18 protein-coding genes and 1 tRNA gene are annotated in these 19,022 nt (G+C 62.6%); 5 read left to right on the top strand and 14 right to left on the bottom strand.

Annotated elements, in window-relative coordinates; translation table 11 throughout:
- Nucleotides 1-27 precede the first annotated feature (27 nt).
- Both OES25_07960 and OES25_07955 read left to right on the top strand, forming a co-directional pair.
- Nucleotides 28-104 (top strand) — tRNA-Met (locus tag OES25_07960).
- Between the two features lie 86 nt (nt 105-190).
- Entirely contained in the window at nt 191-2,347 is a 2,157-nt protein-coding gene (locus tag OES25_07955) for a S9 family peptidase (protein ID MDH3627576.1), read from the top strand.
- A gap of 3 nt (nt 2,348-2,350) precedes the next feature.
- Here the strand turns inward: OES25_07955 and OES25_07950 are convergent, their stop codons facing one another.
- On the bottom strand, nt 2,351-3,514 hold the full coding sequence (locus OES25_07950) for a TraB/GumN family protein (protein ID MDH3627575.1): 1,164 nt from the start codon (nt 3,512-3,514) through the stop codon (nt 2,351-2,353).
- Between the two features lie 126 nt (nt 3,515-3,640).
- Here OES25_07950 and msrB point away from each other — a divergent pair, with 126 nt between their 5' ends.
- Nucleotides 3,641-4,066: a peptide-methionine (R)-S-oxide reductase MsrB gene (gene msrB, locus OES25_07945; GenBank protein MDH3627574.1), complete on the top strand. Its 426-nt coding sequence runs from the start codon at nt 3,641-3,643 to the stop codon at nt 4,064-4,066.
- 224 nt (nt 4,067-4,290) lie between these two features.
- Here the strand turns inward: msrB and OES25_07940 are convergent, their stop codons facing one another.
- Genes OES25_07940 through OES25_07900 form a run of 9 tightly spaced genes read right to left on the bottom strand, consistent with a single transcriptional unit; the run spans nt 4,291 to nt 13,475 of the window.
- Complete coding sequence (locus tag OES25_07940) at nt 4,291-4,926, bottom strand: hypothetical protein (protein MDH3627573.1); 636 nt, start codon at nt 4,924-4,926, stop codon at nt 4,291-4,293.
- Nucleotides 4,927-4,929: 3 nt separating this feature from the next.
- Nucleotides 4,930-6,120 (bottom strand): ATP-binding protein, encoded by a 1,191-nt coding sequence (locus tag OES25_07935; GenBank protein ID MDH3627572.1) that lies wholly within the window; start codon nt 6,118-6,120, stop codon nt 4,930-4,932.
- Nucleotides 6,117-6,809 (bottom strand): response regulator transcription factor, encoded by a 693-nt coding sequence (locus OES25_07930; protein ID MDH3627571.1) that lies wholly within the window; start codon nt 6,807-6,809, stop codon nt 6,117-6,119. The genes OES25_07935 and OES25_07930 overlap by 4 nt, the downstream gene beginning before the upstream one ends.
- Nucleotides 6,806-7,474 (bottom strand): phosphate signaling complex protein PhoU, encoded by a 669-nt coding sequence (gene phoU, locus OES25_07925; protein ID MDH3627570.1) that lies wholly within the window; start codon nt 7,472-7,474, stop codon nt 6,806-6,808. The genes OES25_07930 and phoU overlap by 4 nt, the downstream gene beginning before the upstream one ends.
- 21 nt (nt 7,475-7,495) lie before the next feature.
- Nucleotides 7,496-8,287 carry a phosphate ABC transporter ATP-binding protein PstB gene (gene pstB / locus OES25_07920; protein ID MDH3627569.1) on the bottom strand — a complete coding sequence of 264 codons (792 nt, stop codon included), beginning with the start codon at nt 8,285-8,287 and terminating at the stop codon, nt 7,496-7,498.
- Between the two features lie 20 nt (nt 8,288-8,307).
- Complete coding sequence (gene pstA, locus OES25_07915; GenBank protein ID MDH3627568.1) at nt 8,308-9,909, bottom strand: phosphate ABC transporter permease PstA; 1,602 nt, start codon at nt 9,907-9,909, stop codon at nt 8,308-8,310.
- The gene (locus tag OES25_07910) at nt 9,910-12,123 is read right to left on the bottom strand and encodes an ABC transporter permease subunit (GenBank protein ID MDH3627567.1); all 2,214 of its coding nucleotides are present in this window, start codon (nt 12,121-12,123) and stop codon (nt 9,910-9,912) included. It abuts the gene before it with no gap.
- 23 nt (nt 12,124-12,146) lie between these two features.
- The gene (locus tag OES25_07905) at nt 12,147-13,097 is read right to left on the bottom strand and encodes a phosphate ABC transporter substrate-binding protein (GenBank protein MDH3627566.1); all 951 of its coding nucleotides are present in this window, start codon (nt 13,095-13,097) and stop codon (nt 12,147-12,149) included.
- Nucleotides 13,098-13,142: 45 nt separating this feature from the next.
- The gene (locus tag OES25_07900; GenBank protein ID MDH3627565.1) at nt 13,143-13,475 is read right to left on the bottom strand and encodes a hypothetical protein; all 333 of its coding nucleotides are present in this window, start codon (nt 13,473-13,475) and stop codon (nt 13,143-13,145) included.
- 116 nt (nt 13,476-13,591) lie between these two features.
- Between OES25_07900 and OES25_07895 the strand changes: the two genes are divergently transcribed.
- Nucleotides 13,592-15,871 carry a thioredoxin domain-containing protein gene (locus OES25_07895; protein ID MDH3627564.1) on the top strand — a complete coding sequence of 760 codons (2,280 nt, stop codon included), beginning with the start codon at nt 13,592-13,594 and terminating at the stop codon, nt 15,869-15,871.
- Nucleotides 15,872-15,982: 111 nt separating this feature from the next.
- Nucleotides 15,983-16,315: an HU family DNA-binding protein gene (locus tag OES25_07890; GenBank protein ID MDH3627563.1), complete on the top strand. Its 333-nt coding sequence runs from the start codon at nt 15,983-15,985 to the stop codon at nt 16,313-16,315.
- 117 nt (nt 16,316-16,432) lie between these two features.
- On the opposite strand, the gene OES25_07885 is transcribed toward OES25_07890, so the two are convergent.
- Genes OES25_07885 through OES25_07870 form a run of 4 tightly spaced genes read right to left on the bottom strand, consistent with a single transcriptional unit; the run spans nt 16,433 to nt 18,965 of the window.
- The gene (locus OES25_07885; protein ID MDH3627562.1) at nt 16,433-16,861 is read right to left on the bottom strand and encodes a hypothetical protein; all 429 of its coding nucleotides are present in this window, start codon (nt 16,859-16,861) and stop codon (nt 16,433-16,435) included.
- 11 nt (nt 16,862-16,872) lie between these two features.
- Nucleotides 16,873-17,853 (bottom strand): cysteine synthase family protein, encoded by a 981-nt coding sequence (locus OES25_07880; protein ID MDH3627561.1) that lies wholly within the window; start codon nt 17,851-17,853, stop codon nt 16,873-16,875.
- A gap of 40 nt (nt 17,854-17,893) precedes the next feature.
- The gene (locus OES25_07875) at nt 17,894-18,466 is read right to left on the bottom strand and encodes a cysteine dioxygenase family protein (protein MDH3627560.1); all 573 of its coding nucleotides are present in this window, start codon (nt 18,464-18,466) and stop codon (nt 17,894-17,896) included.
- Nucleotides 18,423-18,965, bottom strand: a complete 543-nt coding sequence (locus tag OES25_07870) for a hypothetical protein (GenBank protein ID MDH3627559.1) — start codon at nt 18,963-18,965, stop codon at nt 18,423-18,425. Before OES25_07870 ends, OES25_07875 begins: the two co-directional genes overlap by 44 nt.
- Nucleotides 18,966-19,022: the final 57 nt, after the last annotated feature.

The following is a 19,022-nucleotide window of genomic DNA, read 5'->3' as shown; positions in this document are numbered from 1 at the left end:
GTCGCACGGGAACCAGCAACAACTTGACGCGGGGTGGAGCAGTCCGGTAGCTCGTTGGGCTCATAACCCAAAGGTCGCAGGTTCAAATCCTGCCCCCGCTACCAACCTTTCGTTCGCCCCGTCCGGGGAAGCGACAATCAATTAACAATCTAGAGACGTGACACCTTGGGAAATCCGGGAGGAACGAGCCATGAATAGAGTCCGCCAACCCATCGGTCTTATCTTGACCTTCATCATGTTGGGAGTTTTAGCCGTGTCGTGTGAGCAAAAGGACAAGGGAGTTTCGTGGGGCGCGCCGCCCGAGGGGCTGGAGCCGCCGGTGGCGACGGAGATCGCGAAAGAGCTCGAGATCCACGGGGACGTCCGCCAGGACGAGTACTACTGGATGAACGACCGCGAGGACCCGGAAGTCATCTCCTACCTCGAAGCCGAGAACGCCTACACGGAATCGATGACGGCCCACACCGAGTCGCTCCGCGAGACGCTGTTCGATGAGATCAAGGGTCGCATCAAGCAGGACGACAGCTCCGTGCCGGTCCTCGAGAACGGCTACTTCTCTTATCGTCGCTACGAAGACGGCAAGGACTACCCGATCTACTGTCGTAAGCAGGGCTCTCTGGAAGCGGACGAAGAGATCGTCCTCGACGTGAACGAGTTCGTCGTGGCCCAGGACGACTACCTGGGCGTCAGTGGGGTCCAGGTGACGTCCGACGGAAAGCTGCTGGCTTACGCGATCGATCGCGTGGGGCGGCGAATCTATGACATTCATTTCCGAAACCTCGAGACGGGCGAGGAGTTCAGCGACGTCATCGAGGACGCCAGTTCGAACGTGTCCTGGGCCGAGGATGGCAAGACGCTGTTCTACGGCCGCAAGGACCTGCAGACGCTTCGTTCGTTCCAGATCTACCGTCATACGCTTGGAACACCCGCCGCTGACGATGTTCTGGTCTATCAGGAAGACGATGACACGTTCGGTAGCTACGTCTTCAAGACGAAGTCCAAACGCTACATGATGATCGTGTCGCAGCAGACCCTGTCGTCGGAGTACCGATTCGTCGATGCGACCAACCCGACTGGAGAGTTCTCCGTCTTCCTTCCGCGTGAGCGAAACCACGAGTACGGTATCGATCACTACGGCGACTCGTTCTACATCCGGACCAATCACGGGGCAAAAAACTTCCGCCTGATGAAGACCTCAACCGATGCGACCGCCCTCAAGAACTGGACCGAGGTCCTGCCGCATCGTGATGACGTCCTCCTCGAGGACTTCGAGATCTTCTCCGACTTCCTGGTCGTCGCCGAGAGGCAAGAGGGTTTGGTGCAGTTGCGCATCCGTCCGTGGGACGGCAGCGACGAGCACTACCTGGATTTCGGTCAGGAGGCCTACCTGGCCTACACGACGGGCAACCGCTCCTTCGAGACGTCCACGCTTCGCTACGGCTATACGTCGATGACGGTGCCGAACTCGGTCTACGACTATGACATGGTCAGCCGAGAGAAGACGCTGTTGAAACAGGACGAGGTCCTCGGTGGCTACGACTCCGATGACTACGTGACGCAACGACGCTGGGCGACCGCGCAGGATGGTGTCAAAGTCCCGGTGTCGATCGTCTTCCACAAGGACACCAAGCTCGACGGCAGCTCGGCGCTGCTGCTCTACGGGTACGGCTCGTACGGCAACACGATCGACGCGACGTTCAGTGCCTCGCGACTCAGCCTGTTGGAGCGTGGGTTCATCTACGCGATCGCTCACGTCCGTGGTGGCGAGGAGCTGGGTCGCCAGTGGTACGAGAACGGCAAGCTGTTCCACAAGAAGAACACCTTCACCGACTTCATCGATGTAGCCGAATACCTGAAGACCGAGAAGTATGCGGACCCGGCACACATCTACGCCTACGGCGGTAGCGCCGGTGGACTGCTGATGGGAGCCGTGGTCAACATGCGAGGGGACCTGTTCGACGGTGTCATCGCGGCGGTGCCCTTCGTCGATGTCGTCACGACCATGCTCGACGATTCGATTCCGCTGACCACGAGCGAGTACGACGAGTGGGGGAACCCCAACGACAAGGCGTACTACGACTACATCCTTTCCTACTCGCCGTATGACAACGTCGCCGAGAGTGCCTACCCCCACATGCTCGTGACCACCGGTCTGCACGACTCGCAGGTCCAGTACTGGGAGCCGGCCAAGTGGGTCGCGCGACTCCGTAAACTGAAATCCGACGACAACCGACTGATGATGAAGACCAACATGGAAGCCGGTCACGGTGGCGCGTCGGCCCGCGACGAGCGTTACAAAGAGATCGCGTTCCGTTGGGCGTTCCTGCTGGATCTGGCCAGGAGCTAGGTCTCAGGAACCACCGAAGAGGTTCTGGAAGATATGCCAGCCACCGACGAAGGTGCCGAGGACACTTCCGAACATCGGCAGGATGGTCGCCAGGATGACGCGTAACACGCGGTTCTTCCACCACATGGAGAACCGCGACGCGTCGTCCACGACCGTCTGAAAGTCCTTCACCTGTGGGGGCGAGACCCACGTCTGTACCAGACCCGTCACATAGCCGGCACCGATGGCCGGGTTGAGACTGGTCAGCGGTGCGGCGAGAAACGCCGCGATGATGGTGAACGGGTGGGCCAGCGCCAGAAGAGCCCCTAGCGCCGAAGGAATGCCGTTGGCCAGCACCCAGTAACCCAGGTTCTGGCCCGCGACGCTCGAGCCCTTCGTGACACCGATCGTGATGATCGCCGCGACGATCAGCGTGGGGATGCCCCACGCGATGACGCGACCCCACGGACTGGGAGCGGGGATCTTCGAGATCTCTTCCAGATCGACGTCCGGTTTGTCGTGGAGCGTCTGGACGATCCCTTCCAGATGACCCGCGCCGACGATGGCGACGACGGTCTGTCCCTCGGAGTCCCGGATTCGATCGGCCAGATAGAGGTCGCGCTCGTCGATCAGGACCCGCTTGAGAGTCGGTAGCTGACCCGCCATCTCGGACATCAATTCGTTCAGCATGTCGCGGCTCTTGAGACGCCGCAGATCCTCTTCCGACAACTCCGCGTCCGAAAAGACCGACGCCAGGAGCTCGGCCGAGAGACGGGTGCGTTGCCAGAATCCCATCGAGCGCCAGGCGCGTAGCAACGTAATGCGGACGGGGCGATCGGCCAGGGTGACGGGGATCTCCTGCTCGTCCGCCGCGACGGTCGCCTCGAGCAACTCGGTTCCCGGCGGGACACCCAGCTCGTCGCCGAGCTTCTTTTGAAACGACGCCAGGAGCAGGTTGACCAGTAGCGTCGACATCTGCTTCTGACGGATCAGCTGCTTGAGGTCGAGGCTCTCCCACTTCTTCCGTTTGGAGAGGGCCTGATACCGCTGCTCGTCCAACTCGACACAGACTCGATCCGGCCGCTCGGCATCGATCACCTTGCGAACCAGCTCGGTGGACTCCCGGGAAACATGGGCCGTCCCGACCAGGACGATCCGTCGCCCATCCAGATCGAGGACGCGTACCATTTCATCGGAATATGTGGGCGGTATCTGCTGGTTCTCTTCGATGACGCCAATCCTCCTGCCGCGACGCGACGCGGCAGGTTACCCTAACTTCCCAACCCGGGCCACGGACCTCCCAGGGAGCGACCCATGAGCAACAAGACCCCACCCACCGACGTCGATCTCCGCGGCAAACTGACCGACGACCAGTACCGCATCACCCGCCAGTCCGGAACCGAGCCGGCCTTCAGCGGTTGCTTCTGGGACCACAAGGGCGACGGCCACTACCACTGCGTCTGCTGTGGCGAGCGTCTCTTCGACTCCCGCACCAAGTACGACTCCGGCAGCGGATGGCCAAGCTTCTACGAGTCCGTGACAAACTCTCCCGTCGAGACCCACAGCGACGCCAGCCACGGCATGCTGCGCACCGAGGCCCGTTGCAACCACTGCGACGCCCATCTCGGTCATGTCTTCGACGACGGCCCAGCCCCTACCGGCAAGCGCTTCTGCATCAACTCCGCCTCGCTCGAGTTTCGGGAGCGGGAAGACCCGGACTCGGAAACCGGCACTTCGTAACGGTGTATCGGGGGGACGCCCCCTGGGGGGCTCCGCGTCCTCCTCGCGCAGACGCTCGGACTCCGATGTCGCTCCCCCAGGGGGCGTCCCCCCTCCGCATCGATTACCGGTGTTGGTTTCCGGGCGGCGTTACGCGCTACCGCAACCGTGAGCGTTGACGGGAACAGAACCCCGCAGGAGGCCTCGCGGCCGCCGCGCCAGCCGACGGAGGGGTTCTGTTCCCGTCAACGCGACTCGACAAGCGGTGCCTTGAAGGCGTCGGTGGGATACCAGAAGGGATCGATGATCGAGGCCTGCCAATGGCTGGGGCGAAAGCCGACCGGTTCGGAGTGGAGGCCGACGCTGTGGGTGGATTGCCAACTGGGATCGAGGACGCCGTTGGCCCAGGTGCTGACCCGATCGGCGGGGTCGAAGATGCTGCCTTGCCACCAGCCGGAGGTCGGCGCCCAGGCGGGGTCGATGGGGGGCGTGGGAAAGTCGAGGCCGCGGCGGGGGATCGCGGCCAGGGCCTCCTCGGTGGTGACGAAGTCGATGGGTTCCTGCGAACCCGCCAGTTGTTGCGGGGCGCGGACGGTGAAGCCCCGTGCGTCGGGCTTCGGTGGGTCCTCTTCGGGGATTGGTGGGGCGGGGATTCCGGATAACGACAAACCGATCCGTTGGACGAGGGGGTCCGGGAGGAGGACGACGGTTCCGTCGCTCAGTTTCAGGAGCAGACGGTCGTTGGCGCGGATCAGGTCGACGCCGGCCAGGGTGGAGCCGTCGACGAGCCAGACGGTGATGGGGGCAGGGGCAGTCGGTTCAGGCTCGGCGCCTGTAACGGAGACGAACAGGGCGAGAAGAATGACGCAAGACAGGCGCATGGGTCATTGTCCCGCATCCGGCTTTCGAGTGCCAGCGCGGGGGAAACGTAAGGTAAAAGTCGTGCCTTCGCCGACGACCGATGTGAGCTGGACCTGGCCGTTGTGGAGTCGCATCAGGTGCTTGACGATGGCGAGGCCCAGTCCGGTACCACGCACGGTGCGTGACCGTTCCTTACGGACCTGAAAGAAACGGTGGAAGATCTGTTCCTGCGAGTCGAACGGGATGCCCTCGCCGGTGTCCGTGATCGAGAAGACACCCTCGTCGCCTTCAATGAAACACTGGAGTGTCACACGTCCACCGCCTGGCGTGAACTTGAGTGCGTTGTCCAGGAGATTGGTCAGGATCTGCTCAAGACGTCGGCGGTCGGCGTCGATCGGAACCGGACCGCCGCTCTCGACGCGCACGTCGATCTGGGCATCGCGGGCTACGGTTCCTAGCCGCTCGGCGACCGCCGACGCGACGGTGAAGAGGTCAAGAGACTGGATTTCAAGCGAGACGGCTCCGGTCTCGATGACCGAGAGGTCGGTCAGATCCGAGACGAGGAGCCCCATGTGGGCGCTGTTGCGTGCGGCGATGTCCAGGAACGGCCGTTGCTCCGCCGTCGTTGATTCCATCTCCTCGAGAGACTCGACCGACGCCTGAACCGCCGTGAGCGGTGTGCGCAACTCATGGGAGACGTTGGCGACGAACTCTCTGCGCACGGATTCCAATCGCTCCAGTTGCGAGATGTCGAACAGGAGCAACAGCACCTCTCCCCGGGACAACCGATAGCTCCGTACATCGAAGGCTCCGCCGGTCGGGTAGAGCCGAAGGGCAACATTCTGCGATGCCTCGTCACCGGCGAGCATTCTGTCAACGGCCGTATTCAGCTCGGGGTAGCGGGCGATCTCGGACAGCAGGCAATTGGCGGGATCGAAATCGATGCCGAGGATCTCGCGACAGCGGCGATTGACCAGCCGCACCCGACGATCGGCATCCACCAGGATCACACCCTCGTTCATCCCGCGGATGATGGAGGCGAAGAGGTCGTTGTCACGAAGAAGCTGCTGCTGACGCTCGTCGGAAACTTCCTGCGACAGCTCGAGCGCCGTGACCAAACGCTGTCGCAGTCGTCGATGTCGTGACACGCCGAACCCGTAGGCCAACCCCGCCACGACGAGGAGGGCCAGCGCGAAGGTCCAGCCCGAGATCAATCGTCCATCTCGACAAAGCGATATCCCACACCCACGACAGTATCGATTCCTCCGGCGGCCTCGTCGCCGAGTTTGCGGCGGAGTTGTCGGATGTGAACATCGACCGTTCGTGTCGTTCCGACGTTGTCGTAGCCCCAGACTTTCTCCAGGAGTCGCTCGCGGGTCAAGACACGCCCACGAGTCCTGAGGAGTTCTGCCAGAAGGTCGAACTCCTTGCGGGTCAGCGTGACTTCGTCGCCGCCGGCGTGAACCTCCCGACGGGCGAGATCGAGAACGAGCCCACGCGCGGTCAGTTGCTCCTCGGTGGGTTGGCGTCCGCCGGCACGACGCAGGAGGGCCTGGGACCGGGCGACGACCTCGCGGACCGAGAACGGCTTCGTGATGTAGTCGTCGGCACCGTCATCCAGCCCGCGGATCACATCGCTCTCGGCGGTTCGTGCGGTCAGCATGATGATCGGAGTATCTCGCGTCTGATCGTTGGTACGCAGGGACTTGCAGACATCGATCCCGTCCATGCCTGGCAGGTTCAGGTCCAGAAAGACCAGGTCCGGCGGATCCAACGTCGCTCGTTCCAGTCCCGTCTCGCCATTGGCGACATGCTCGACGCTGAATTCGGCGCTCCTCTCGAGGGCGTGCCGGACAATCAACGCGATGTCCGGATCATCCTCGATCAGGAGGACCCGTGTCATGAGCCGTGCCCGTGCTTGATGACCCGCGCGTCCGCCATGAACACGACCTGTTCGCAGATATTGGTGGCCTGATCGCCGATGCGCTCGAAGTACTTGGCGACGAAGGTCAGCCGCAGCGCTCGCGAGATGGTCCGTGGGTTCTCGATCATGTGGGATAGCAGGATACGAAACGTCTGCTCCATCTGTCGATCGAGGACGTCATCGGTATGGATGATCGCCTGAGCGGCCTCCGAGTCGGATCGAACGAAGGCATCGAGCGCGCCTCGCACCATGTGCTGCGCGTGATGTGCCATTGCCGACAGATCGACGGCCGCCTGGAGCGGTGGTTCACCGTTCAACTCCAGAGCTCTCTCGCTGATGTTGACGGCGTGGTCCGCGATTCGCTCGAGGTCGGGGGCAATCTTCATGGCGGTCGTGACGAATCGCAGGTCCTTGGCCATCGGCTGATTCAGGGCGAGGAGTTCCATCACAAGCCGATCGATCTCCAGTTCGACCGAGTCAATCTCGTTATCACTCTCGATCACCTCCCGCGCCAGGTCGGAGTCTCTCTGCACCAACGCGCGGACGGACTTTCCGATGGCATCCTCGGTGAGTCCGCCGAGGCGAAGCAAGAGCTCGCGAAGCGAATCGAGAAGCTCGTGGAAGTTGCCGTGTGCCGGTTCCATCGTGTCGTCTCCGTCCGTCGGTTAGCCGAAGCGACCGGTGATGTAGTCCTCGGTCTGCTTCTCGAGGGGGTCGATGAACAGTTTGTCCGTGGACTGGTATTCGATCAACTTGCCCATGTACATGAATGCGGTCAGGTCCGATATCCTCGACGCCTGCTGCATGTTGTGCGTGACGATCACCAGCGTGTAGCGCTCCTTCAGCTCGACCATCAGCTGCTCGATCTTGGCGGTGGCGATGGGGTCAAGTGCGGAACAGGGTTCGTCCAGAAGCACGACGTCCGGCTCGATGGCGATGGTCCGTGCGATGCAGAGGCGTTGTTGCTGGCCGCCGGAGAGTCCCAGCGCAGAGTCGTTCAGTCGATCCTTGACCTCGTCCCAGAGGGCCGCGCCGACCAGTGAGTTCTCGACGATCTCGTCCAGACGACTGCGATCGCGGACGCCGTGGATCCGGGCTCCGTAGGCGACATTCTCGTAGATCGTCTTCGGGAACGGATTGGACTTCTGGAACACCATCCCGACCCGTTTGCGGAGCGCGTTGACATCCTGGTTTGCGTCGAAGATCGATTCCTTCTCGAAACGGATATCCCCGTCGACGCGAACACTGTCGACAAGATCGTTCAACCGGTTGAAGCAACGCAGGAGCGTCGACTTACCGCAGCCCGAGGGTCCGATAAACGCCGTGATCTGATTCTCGGGGATCTCGATGGAGACGTCGAACAGCGCCTGATTGTCGCCGTACCACAGCGACAGATCGGAGACCTCGATCAGGGGGTTCTCTATCTCGGGCCGGATGGGAGAGGACTCGCGGATCATCTGGACTGCCTCGCTCATGGTTACACGGCACTCGTTGCATACTTGCGGCGCAGGCGGTTTCGTACCGCGATCGCTCCGAGATTCATGAAGGTTACCACCACAATAAGAAGAAGAGCCGTTGCGAAGACCAGGGGCTTCGCTGCCTCGACATTGGGGCTCTGGAAGCCGACGTCGTAGATATGGAAGCCGAGATGCATGAATTTCCGTTCGAGATGGACGAACGGGTAATTCCCGTCGATCGGTAGGCTCGGCGCCAGCTTCACCATGCCGACGATCATTAGCGGTGCGACCTCGCCGGCAGCTCGCGACATCGCGAGAATCATTCCGGTCAGAATCCCCGGCGCGGATGCGGGCAAGACCACACGCCACGTCGTCTCGAACTTCGTTGCGCCCAGGGCCAGCGACCCTTCGCGGACGATCCGTGGGACGGCGGCCAGTCCCTCCTCCGTCGCGACAATGACGACGGGAACGGTGAGGAGCGCCAGCGTCAGGCTGCCCCAGAGGATGCCGCCGGTACCCCAGGTCGGCGTCGGGAGAACCTCCGAGAAGAACATCCGGTCAATCCCGTCGCCGATGAAGTAGACGAAGAAGCCCAGACCGAAGACTCCGTAGACGATGGACGGGACACCGGCGAGGTTGTTGACCGCCACGCGGACGATGCGTACGAGGAGGCCCTGTTTCGCATACTCCCGCAGGTAGAGCGCGGCGAGCACTCCCAGCGGCGCGACCGCGAAGGACATGATGAAGACCATCATCACGGTGCCGAAAAGGGCAGGGAAGATTCCGCCCTCGGTGTTGGACTCCCGCGGATCGTCGACAACAAACTCGACCACACGCGAGACGTACAGGCCAGCCTTGTCCAGGACCGACTGACGGTTTGCGGGAATCGCCCGGACAATGTCCCCGACGGGTACGCGGTGGTCGATGCCGTCGCCGGTCTTCATGACCAGGTACTCGGCGGCGTACGTGTCACGCAGCGAGAAGAGCTGTTGCGAGAGTTCTTCGAATTCGGCCTCGAGGACACGCTTCTGCTCCCGCAGACCGGGGTCGTCGGAGCGCAGAATCCCGATCCGAAGCCTCTCGATTCGATGGTTGAGCTTACCCATCTCGCGCTTCTCGAGTCGATGGATTGATTTCTTTTCGCCCCGCTTCTGTTTGAGCATCCGCTGCAGCGCGGGCCAGGCCTGGTCGCCATGAACCAACGTCTCGTCCTCACGGTGCAGCGAGTCGATCGTGCCGTAGAAGTTGCCGTACTCCATGCGCTCGAAGACCATGGCCGACTCCGGCCGCGACTTGCTCTCGATGTCCCGTTCGTCGATCCAGCGGAAGTCGCTTCCCGTCACGTCGCGATTACCCGTCTTGATTCGGACGCGATGGGCCTCCGCGTCGACGGTCGGCTTGCGTTCGTGGATCTCGCCGAGGACGACCTCGCTGCCGGCAAGATGCATCTCGACCAGCGGCCGCTGCCAGAAATAGGACAATCCGTTGTAGCCGAGGACCGCCAGCAGCGCGATGACCATCAAGAGGTTCATCGCGAGGGCCGCGCTGCACAGGGAGGTCGCCGCATCGGACAAACGGTCTTGCGCCGACCGTCGTTTCGGTTTGTTTGCTTTGAGTACCATCTAGAGCTGCGCGTAGCGTTTTCGTAGCCGCTGACGAATCAGCTCGGCTCCGGTGTTGGCGACGAAGGTGAAGACGAACAACAGCGCGGCCGCCAGGAACAGCACGCGATAGAGGGTGCCGCTGTGCGGTGCCTCGGGGATTTCGACCGCGATGTTCGCCGACAGCGTCCGGAAGCCATTGAAGGGGCTCCAGTCCATCAGGGGCGTATTGCCGGTGGCCATCAGGACGATCATCGTCTCTCCGATGGCCCGACCGAAGCCGATCATGATCGCCGAGAAGATGCCGGGGCTGGCGGTCGGGAGCACGACCCGCGTGACGGTCTGCCAGCGATTGGCTCCCAGCGCCAACGATCCGGAGACCAGGTTCTGCGGGACGTTGCTGAACGCGTCCTCGGCGATCGAGAAGATGATGGGGATCACCGCGAAGCCCATCGCCAGGCCGACGACGATCGCGTTTCGTTGGTCATACCGTAGCCCGGTGGTATCGAACAGCCATTGGCGGACATCGCCGGCGAAGACCTGTGCCTCGAAGACGCCGTTCAGTCGAAACGCGACGAACATCGCTATTGCGATGACGAACAGTTGAAGCAGAGCCTCGAAACCGTCGGGAAACCGATGCCGGTAGCCATTCGGCAGGCTGCGCCAGCCGACGCCGGCGAGGAGAACGAACGCGGGCACGATGACGAGCATCGCCACCAGAGCCGGGAGAACCATCTCGAGTCGGGGCGCGAGCCACAGGCCCGCCAGAAATCCAAGAACCACACTCGGCAGGGCCGCCATCAGTTCCACGGTCGGCTTGACGGTCCTCCTCAGGCGGGGATGCATGAATTGCGAGGTGTACATGGCGCCAAGGACGGCCAGCGGGATCGCAAGGATCAGGGAGTAGAACGTTCCCTTGAACGTTCCGACGATCAACGGTGTCAGGCTAAGCTTCGGTTCGAAGACGTCGGTGCCGCCGGTGGACTGCCAGACCCGCTCGGGTTGGTCGTACCCCTCGTACCAGACGCGACCGAAGAGTGCGTTCCAGCCGATCTCAGGATGGGGATTGTCGATGTCGAGGAGTGCCAACTCATCGGCACCCGCCACGATCGCGCCGTTGGCCTTCGGCGCGTAGTACAACACCGAGCTGGCCCCGACCGGGGAGTTGCCACTCCACAGCAATCGATTCGACGTCGAGTAGTAGAGGGCCATGCCGCCGGAGGCGTCCACCGACAACACACCCTTGTCCCGCGGTGACGGGCTCAGGCCGACAATAGGGGCCTTCTGTTGGGTAGAACCACGGATCCGCCCCAGCCGGTCGCCACCGCCCTCCGAAGGAACGGGAAACCAGACACCGAGGCGCCCGGTGACGTCCCCGGTGATCAGCGACTGATCGCCGATGAGAAACGTCATGGCGGTGATCGGCGCCTCGTTCTCGGCGGTTCGTGGCTCCTGGGGCTCACCGTCGTCGATGACCCACCAGATCACAGCTCCGCTCTCGGTTCCGGCGAAGATGTTCGTGTGCTGTCGATCCAGCAGAAGAGAGGAGACATCGCCGGGTGCCTCCCGCCAGGTCCGCTCCCAGACGGTCGTCTCCTCGCCGGACATGAAGTCCTCTTCGATCGACTGCCGGGCGAAGAGCAACCGACCGTCTTCGGTGATGGCGGCACCGGCGATGGCGCCGTCGTCGTCGAAGGCCAGGCTGAATTGTTGAAGGGGGATTCGAGCCGTCTCCTCATCGAAGAAATCGAAGGGGACGGCCCGGGAAAGATCGGGCGTGATGACGCGGGTCGCTTCGTCGAACTCGATCGTCCAGTCCATCGTCAACGCGAACAGGTCGCCGCCGGCGGTTTCGATGGCGACCCGCGGCTCACCGGGGATCTGCTGGATCCGTTTCCAGGGCCCCAGGGTGGGGTCGATACCGGAGTCCAGGCGATGGGTCACGTCGCCGGTCGCAAGCGAGCGAACGACGATCTGCCCGTCGGCCGCGAAGGTCGCGGCGTGCGTGCGATGCTCGTCCACGACAACCGCGCCCGGCTCTTCGCCATCCAGGGGAAAGCGTGCCGTGAGCGCTACGTCGGCAGAGCCGAAGAGCGGGAGGATCTCTATGAAGATGAAAAACAGGATCCCGAGGATTCCGGCGATCGTGGCCATTCCGCCCCCCGAGACAAGCCCACGGGCGATGCGATCGCTCAGGAGTCGTCGACGGGGGGTACGAAAGGATTCCGGTTTCATGGGTTCTCGAGTTCGTCGCTGAGCTACTTGAGCTGCCCGAGTTCTGAATCGGCGATCTTTGCCGAGATCGGAAGGTAGCCATCCTTGACGACGATCTGCTGGCCCTCAGCCGACAGCACGAACGTGAGGAACTCGCGGATCATGGGATCCAGGGGCTTGTTGGGCGCCTTGTTGACGTAAAGGTAGAGGTAGCGCGAGAGGGCGTAGTTGCCTGAGAGAACCGTGTCCGGATCCGTGCCGTAGTAGGGCTCGCCCTTCTTCTTTGCCAATGCCAGCGTCTTGACTCCCGAGGTCTTGTAGCCGATGCCGCTGTAGCCGATGCCGTAGAGGTCTTCCGTGACACCCTGAACCACCGAGGCCGAGCCCGGCTGTTCCTTGACCGTGTCCTGGAAGTCCCCCTTACAGAGGGCGACCTTCTTGAAGTAGCCGTAGGTTCCGGAGGCCGAGTTGCGGCCGTAGAGGCTGATCGGCCGTCGGCTCCAGTCGTTGGCCGCCAGTCCGGTCGCGCCCCACGAGTCGATGCCGGTATCCTCGCCGCACTTGCGGTTCTTGGAGAAGATCGCGTCGACCTCTGCCATCGTTAGCTGCTCCAGCGGGTTGTCCTTGTGGACGTAGACCGCCAGGGCGTCGATCGCCACACGAATCCTGGTCGGCGCGTAGCCGAAGCTCTCCTCGAATTCGTCGATCTCGGTCTTCTTCATGCCACGGCTCATCGGTCCGACCTGGGCGGTGCCCTTGATCAGTGCGGGAGGAGCCGTCGAGGAGCCCTTGCCCTCGATCTGGATGCGGATGTTGGGGTACGCCTTGCTGAAGCCCTCCGCCCAGAGGGTCATCAGGTTGTTCAGCGTGTCGGAGCCGATGGAGCTGAGACTGCCGGAGACGCCGGTTGTTCGCTCGTAGGCCGCGATCCCTTCATCGACCGTGACGGTCTGAGCCGTCACCGGCACGATCGCGAACAGCAATAGCGCGAGCATCATTCGTTGGATCATCTTTGACCTCCTCTTTCGTTGAACTGAGATCTAGAACGCCACCTGAAGTTGGACGCGGAACTCGTTGGTGTCCTGGGTCGGGTCGGCGTCGTACTCGAGTTGGCGGTAGTCCGCCTGAATCTTGTGGTTGTGCTTGGCCAGGTAGTAGCTGTAGGCGATGCCGGTTTCGGTCTCGTCCATCGACGCGCCGCTGATGTCGGGGCTGATCGTCGCGAGCCGGACGGCGATCTCGGACTTCTTGTTGGGGAACAGGTAGCCGCCCTCGCCCCAGCCGCCCACGTGGTCGTCGGCGAGAACCATGGTGCTCGGAGACAGGGTGAGGATCAGCGCGGCGATCGCGATGAGTGTCCAATGCCGTTTCATCGTATTCTCCTTGGTGGCAGGTCATGAGGTGGCCTGCTCCTTGCCATCAGAGCGCCCCGGGATTAGCGACAGGTAAGCTCCGTGTTAACTCGACGTAAAATCTGAAGAGAGAACCCATGAACTGGATAAAGACGGGGATCCCCCTGCTACTCGCCATCTCCTGCGGACCGGCCGCCGCCCACCCCGGTGCCGATCCGTACGACGCCGCCACCGCCACCGCCATCGCCAAGGCGATGAAGGCTGCAGGCAAGGACTATCGGCCCCGGACACGTCACCTGAAGGACGACGGAACCGCGACGTTCACCAATCGGCTGATCCTCGAGGCCAGCCCCTACCTCCGTCAGCACGCCCACAACCCGGTGGATTGGTATCCGTGGGGTGACGAGGCGCTGGAGCGTGCTCGCGAGTTGGGTCGACCGATCCTGCTCAGCATCGGCTACTCGACCTGCCACTGGTGTCACGTGATGGAAGAGGAGTCCTTCGAGGACCTGGAGATCGCCGAGTTTCTGAATCGCAACTACGTGGCGATCAAGGTCGATCGCGAAGAGCGTCCCGACCTGGACGCCATTTACATGACCGCGGTGCAGGCCCTCACCGGACGCGGCGGCTGGCCGATGACCACCTGGCTGACCCCTGCAGGCGAGCCGTTCTACGGGGGGACCTACTTCCCGGCGCGGGACGGCGATCGTGGGGCACCCACCGGCTTCCTGACACTTCTGCAACGGCTCCATACCGTCTATCAGGAACGTCCGGACGAGATCGCCGGTCAGGCCAAGACCCTGGTGGCTCGCATACGCAATTCGATGCAAGTGCCGAAAGGGGAAGCGCTCCCGGCGGCGGATCTACCCCGCCAGACGGCGCTCCGCTACAAGAACCTGTTCGACGAAACCTGGGGTGGGCTGAAGCGGGCCCCCAAGTTCCCCAGCAGCTTTCCGCTACGACTCCTGATGCGGATCGGTCGTAGCCCGGACGACCGACGTCTGACGGAGATGGCGATGGTCACGTTGGATGCCATGGCGCAAGGGGGGATCCACGACCAGGTCGGGGGCGGGTTCCATCGTTACTCGGTCGATGGGCAGTGGCTGGTTCCCCATTTCGAGAAGATGCTCTATGACAACGCGCTCCTGGCGGTGGCCTATCTCGAGGCCTACCAGATCGACGGCGAACCCCGTCGCGCGGAGGTCGTCCGTCGCACGCTGGATTATGTCCTTCGCGAGATGAGCACCCCGGCAGGCAGCTTCTATTCCGCAACCGACGCCGATAGCGTGGGCCCCGACGGGCATTCCGAGGAGGGCTACTTCTTTACCTGGACACCCGCCGAACTCGCCGCCGTGCTCGGCGAGGAACGGGCCTCGTGGGTCGGCCGTTTCTACGGGATCACGACAGCCGGCAACTTCGAGGGGCGATCGATTCCGACCCGCCGACTGGATCTCGCGGAGTTAGCGAAGGAGTTGAAGCGACCCTTCGATGAGTTGCGTGACGCCCTCGATCAGGCCCGGAACAAGCTCTACCGGGCTCGATCCAACCGCGCCGCTCCGTTACGGGATGAGAAGATCCTCGTCGCGTGGAATGGCCTGATGATCTCCGCGATGGCTCGCGGCGGCTTCGTCCTGAATGAACCGCGATACGTCGACGCCGCTCGCAGGGCCGCCACGGACCTCCTGGCGCACAACCAGCGTGAGGGTCGGCTGCTTCGCAGCCGTCTGGGTGAGGTGGCCTCGACCGCCGGCTACCTGGAGGACTACGCATTCCTCATCGCGGGACTCCTGGACCTGTATCAGGTGACCGGAGAGGCACGCTGGTTCGAGGAGGCGGTTCGACTGCAATCGGTTCAGGAGGCCCACTTCGCCGACCCGGCCGGCGGCTATTTCCGCATCGCGGATGATCACGAGACGCTGCTGGTGCGAGAAAAGCCGGCGCGGGACGGTGCCGAGCCGGGGGGCAACTCGGTGGCCCTGATGAACCTCCTGCGGCTTCACGCCTGGACCAGTGAGGATCGCTATCGGCAGCAGGCGGATCGTCTACTGGTGGGGTTCTCGTCGATCCTCGCCGGCGGCGGGAACGGCCTGACCGAAATGCTCCTGGCGCTGGGCTATCGGCACGCGGATGCACGGGAGATCGTGCTCTCTTTTCCACCGGATGGAGGGGATCCTGAGCCTTTTCTTCAGGTATTGAGAGGATCCTATCTGCCCGACGCCGTGTTCGTGATGCATCGATCGCGGTCCGGGAAGAACGCAAAGTCGGTGACTCCGATCGCCGAAGGCAAGGTCGCCCGGGACGGAAAAGTGACCGCGTACATCTGCCGTCAGGGGTCGTGTGAGCGACCGACCAACGACCCCGCGAGGTTCGCCGAGCAGCTCAAACGCGTGCCGGACGCCGTCTCTAAAACCCCATAAAAAATAGGGTCTGAGGCCACTCTACAGTTGAACGACTCGGCAAAAGCCGATACACTCGTGATGTGTTCGGGGTCTCCGAACAATATTTCACTCCAAGGAGGTTGACAAACAATGGCCAAGGCCAAAGCTGCACCGAAGAAATCAATGACCAAGAGCGAGCTGCTCAACGCGATCTCCACCGAAACCGATCTCACCCGCCGTGAGATCACCTCGGTGCTGGACGCCCTCGGGACTCAGATCTCGAAGAGCCTCGGCCGTCGTGGCGTCGGCATGTTCACCATTCCCGGTCTGATCAAGATCGAGAAGAAGAAGGTCCCTGCCCGTAAGGCTCGCAAGAACGTGCCGAACCCGTTCAAGCCCGGCGAGATGATGGACGTCGCTGCCAAGCCGGCCAGCACGAAAGTCAAGCTCCGTGCCCTCAAGAGCCTGAAGGATATGGTCTAAGGCGTTTCGCTCACGCGAGACATTCACGTACGGCACGTACGGAGTGTACAAAATGAAAAGGGCCCGTCAGGCGAAAGCCTGGCGGGCCCTTTTGTCTTTATGAGCGGCTGTCGATCGCTAGCTGATCAGACCCATCTTCCACGCGCCATCGATCAGAACGACGGTGACCGTATGTCGGGCGGTGCTGTCATCGCCGTAGACGACGTCGAACAGGATGAGAGTCGAACCTTCGGAGGGACCGTCTTCGGAGGTGACGATCTTGATCTGGGCGACGGAGCCGCTGCGAGTCTCGCCGTCCGCCCACTCCCGGAACGCGCGGTCGTCGCTGGAGGACGGATCGGCGATCGCCGCCAGAGATTCCGGCGAGTAGAGAGTCTTGGCAGCGTCGTAGTCCTTGGCGTTGAGGGCGTCGTAGAAGTCCGAGACGACACGCTCCGCAGAGCCTTCCGCACCGGCCGGTCCGCCACTCGGACCGCCGCAGCCCAGGACCGTCAGCGCCAGGACGAGTGAGAGGCTGAAGACGATCCGGTCATTCCGTAGCCGCATGATTCGCTCCTCTATGCCGGTGCCAGCAGATCCTGCTCGCTCATCCAGGCATCGTTAATCTTGGACAGGTATCGCTCGCCCGAATCGGGGAACAACGTCACCACGACATGATCGTTCGAGAGGTCTCGGGCGACCTGGCGGGCCGCGACGACCGCTGCACCGCCGGACGAGCCGGTGAAGATCGCCTCCTTGCGACTGAGTTCAAGAACCGCCTGATAGGCCTTCCGATCGCTGACCGTGATGACGTCGTCGATGGAATCCCACCAGACCGTATCCGGCATGAAGTCCTCACCGATGCCATCGATCAGGTACTGGTGGATCTGGTCGGCCGGCGGAAGCTTGCGATGCTTGTGGTAGTACGCGTAGATGCTGCCCACCGTATCGACGCCCACGACCTGTACGTCCGGGTTCTGTTCCTTGAGATAGCGAGCCACGCCACTGATCGTGCCGCCGGTGCCGATGCCTGCGACCCAGTGAGTGATCTTGCCCTCGGTCTGCCGCCAGATCTCGGGACCCGTCGAGTCGTAATGCGCCTCCGGGTTGGCCTGGTTGTGGTACTGGTAGGGCAGGTAGGCGCCCTGTTCGTCTCGGATCCGCTCCGCGACCTTGTAGTAGGAACGCGAATCGTCGGCGGACACCTGGGTCGGGCAAGTGATGACCTCGACGCCAAACGCCTTCAGCAGGGCGATCTTCTCGACCGAGATCTTGTCGGGCGCCGTACAGATCAACGTGTAACCGCGTAGCGCCGCCGCCATCGCCAGTCCGAGGCCGGTATTGCCCGATGTGGGTTCGACGATCGTCCCGCCGGGCTTCAGGAGACCCTCCCGTTCGCCGTGGTCGATCAACGCGCTGCCGATCCGATCCTTGACGCTGGATCCCGGGTTGAACGATTCCACCTTACCGAGGAGGAGGCCGCCCTCCGGAGAATAACGCGTTAATTCGATGAGCGGTGTGTTGCCCATCGTCTCGAGGATGTTCTTGTAGGTATCCATCACCGTCCACTCTAGTGCCGAATTGTTGCTATCGAGGGAATCAGTTTTCGTAGTTGAGGCGTCTGTGCTGCTGGACCCACCAGTCCGAGTCTTGCGGGACGTAGAGACAGCAGCAATCCATCTCGCCGCCGTAGACATGGAGAGTCACCGATCGCGTGTCCGGGAGTGGGTTGCCCAGCGTGTGGTACTCGAAGGGAGGGATGAGGCAGCCCGCGTCGCCCACCCCCGTGCGAACCTCGCCGCGACGGTCGAATCGATAGCGACCGTTGTTGACCTCCTGAAGCTCGTACTGACAGACGTCGATGTTTCCCTCGACGACACACTCGACACACCAGATACCGGAATGATCGTGGAGCTGCGTCTTCTGCCCGGGTCCCCAGGCCATCACGACGACGGTGTAACCCAACTCCGGGTTGCTATGCAGGAGGCGACGGGAATAACAGGAGATCCCCGGTCGGCAGATGGCGTCCGGAAGCTCCAGCTGACCGCCCCCGATCATCGTCTCGAGGTCCTGCTTGATCTTGCGGGTGATGGATGGGATATCGGCAAGCCGGACGGCGTCGTCCAGGCTACGAATCAGCGTCTGCAGGTTCCCACGGTTGGACTCGATCATCGGACTCGGACCCTCGAGGACGCCGGGGCTCCGGCGGTTCCGAGGCAATGTACCGAAAAACAGGGGGCGTCCGCGAGTGCTTTTTGTGAGCGGCCCCGACGACGGGGTTTGGCCCCGATCGGAAGCGGAATTCCGAGAGGTCGGCGCTGGCCTCCAGATGGACGACCCCGATCCGGTCGACGAGCAGGAGCGACGACTCGGTCTCCACCACGTGGATCTGGAATTCGACGACCCGAACCTCGAGATGCGATCTCAGACGCCCCACGCTGAAGCGTTGTCGATTGAAGCGGACTCCGGGGCCCGCCACGATCTCTCCGCGGACTCCGCGGAGCGTGATTCCGGAGTCGTTCCTGATCCAGACCGCGACGGTGGCCTCATCCTGGGGTTGGAGGGTCGTGGCGCCGGTCCGGGTGTGGTGACGGACCAACTCGAAGCCCGACAGCAGGTGTCGGTCCAGCTCCTCCTCGAGGACGCCGAAGATTCTGGCAGTGAAGGCCATCGCGGATCCTCCTTCTCCGGGAAGGTACGGACGCTTCGGCCGGGAGCCACCTAATCC

The sequence above is a fragment of the Acidobacteriota bacterium genome, from assembly GCA_029861955.1.
Classification (GTDB): Bacteria; Acidobacteriota; Polarisedimenticolia; order Polarisedimenticolales; family Polarisedimenticolaceae; genus JAOTYK01.
This window is presented reverse-complemented; position numbering and strand designations above follow the sequence as displayed.